The sequence below is a fragment of the Ruegeria sp. BHSA118 genome, assembly GCF_059613405.1.
In genome coordinates, this window is sequence record NZ_JBXWSM010000152.1 from 1 (window position 1) to 1,769 (window position 1,769).

Annotated in this window: 1 protein-coding gene and 1 pseudogene; both read left to right on the forward strand. The window is 60.3% G+C overall.

Annotation, left to right across the window (positions count from 1 at the left end; all coding sequences use genetic code 11):
- The first annotated feature begins 310 nt into the window (after positions 1–310).
- Positions 311–1,465: a phosphoserine transaminase gene (locus AC2FNN_RS21550; RefSeq protein ID WP_496760561.1), complete on the forward strand. Its 1,155-nt coding sequence runs from the start codon at positions 311–313 to the stop codon at positions 1,463–1,465.
- A 64-nt stretch (positions 1,466–1,529) separates the two neighbouring features.
- Positions 1,530–1,769, forward strand: a pseudogene (locus tag AC2FNN_RS21555) (phosphoglycerate dehydrogenase); the annotation flags it as partial.

The following is a 1,769-nucleotide window of genomic DNA, read 5'->3' on the forward strand; positions in this document are numbered from 1 at the left end:
CATGGGCGTCGACAAATACTGGTCCCCCGTCAACCGCGTCGACAACGCATATGGCGACAGAAACCTCGTCTGCACATGCCCCCCAATGGAGGCGTATGAGGAAGCCGCGGAGTAACACCAACAAACCCCGCCGAATTTCGGCGGGGTTTTTCGCCAATCGGAAACGCGTGTTCTGATTTGTGTCCGTTTCAGATGTCGTTTTTACCCAGCAAAGCGTCTTTTCCGCTTGCTGCAGGTGCGAAGGCCCCCTAGGTCTGTCCGTGGGACACCCCTCCCCAACGAGGGGCGTGTATCTGGAAGGGTAATACACATGAGCACTCAAAAACCGGCGACGCGGCCGGCCAATCCGCGTTTTTCCTCGGGCCCCTGTGCCAAACCCCCCACATTTGATCTGACCAAACTGGCCGATGCCGCCTTGGGACGCTCGCACCGTGCCACCGTTGGCAAGGACAAGCTGACGGCGGCAATCGAGGGCACGCGCGAGGTGCTTGGCATTCCGGCAGATTACAGGATCGGCATCGTTCCCGCCTCGGACACGGGTGCGGTCGAGATGGCTCTGTGGTCGTTGCTGGGCGAGCGCAAGGTCGAGATGCTGGCCTGGGAGAGCTTTGGCTCTGGTTGGGTGACCGACGTGGTCAAGCAGTTGAAAATCGACGCCGAGGTGAAAACTGCGGATTACGGGCAGATCGTGGATCTGGCATCGGTCGATTTCGCAAATGACGTGGTCTTTACTTGGAATGGCACGACTTCGGGCGTGCGCGTGCCGAATGGCGACTGGATCGCCGATGATCGTCAGGGTCTGACGATCTGTGACGCGACGTCGGCTGCCTTTGCGATGGACCTGCCCTGGGACAAGCTGGATGTAACGACCTTCAGCTGGCAGAAAGTGCTGGGCGGCGAAGCGGCCCACGGGATGCTGATCCTGTCGCCGCGCGCCGTTGAACGCCTGGAGAGCTACACCCCTGCATGGCCGCTGCCGAAGATCTTCCGCCTGACCAAGGGTGGCAAGCTGATCGAAGGCATCTTTACCGGGGCGACGATCAACACGCCGTCGATGCTGGCGGTTGAGGATTATCTGTTTGCACTGGATTGGGCGCGCTCGGTGGGCGGTCTGAAGGGCCTTATTGCCCGCGCGAACGCCAATGCCGATGCCGTGCATGCGTTCTGCGACCGGAACGACTGGATCGAAAACCTGGCCGAAGACGCTGCGACGCGGTCGAACACATCCGTCTGTCTGAAATTCACCGACGCCCGAATTCAGGACGGCGCAAGCTTTGCCAAGGCCGTGGCCAAACGGCTGGAGTCCGAGAATGTCGCGCTGGACATCGGTGCCTATCGCGACGCGCCTGCGGGCTTGCGGATCTGGTGCGGCGGTACGGTCGAGACCTCGGATATCGAAGCGATGCTGCCTTGGCTGGCATGGGCCTTTGAGGCCGAAATCGCGGCACAAACAGAAGCCGCCTGATCGCATCCCATCTTTACCGGGCCGCATCGGCCCGGACCTCTCAATACATTCAAGGACCACAAACATGGCTCCCAAAGTACTCGTTTCCGACAAACTCAGCGAAACCGCCGTTCAGATTTTCCGTGATCGCGGCATCGACGTGGATTTCATGCCTGATCTGGGCAAGGACAAGGACAAGTTGGCCGAGGTGATCGGCCAGTATGACGGTCTTGCCATCCGCTCGGCCACCAAGGTCACGCCGACCATTCTGGAGAAAGCCGACAATCTGAAAGTCATCGGCCGCGCCGGGATCGGCACCGACAAT